At 43.1% G+C, this 343-nt stretch carries 1 pseudogene; it reads left to right on the forward strand.

From position 1 onward, the window contains the following. Window positions 1-333: pseudogene (locus HC175_RS21540) on the forward strand (TatD family hydrolase); the annotation flags it as partial. Between the last annotated feature and the right edge of the window lie 10 nt (window positions 334-343).

Below are 343 nucleotides of genomic sequence, written 5' to 3' on the forward strand. Positions count from 1 at the left end.
ATGGGAAATGAACGTATGGTAGAGGTTGTGAAGCAATATGGTTCAAAGAATATATTCATAAACAGTGCCGCCGACTGGGGGATTAGTGACCCTCTCGCAGTCCCAAAAACAGCTGCCCTAATGCAAAAAAGAGGGATTGATAAAAACGATATTGAAAAGGTAACCTACGGCAATGCCCTGGCTGCTTTTGGACGCAGCGGACAAATGAAAGAAGAGGACTGGGAAACGGAAAAAGAAATTGATCTCAATGCCAAATTTTCGGGGAACTCGGTGCTACGTGGGGAACAAATTCCCACTTCTCAATCTAATGAAGAGGACATCCTTATAAAGTAGAACACATGTT

This window comes from Salinimicrobium oceani (genome assembly GCF_012037645.1).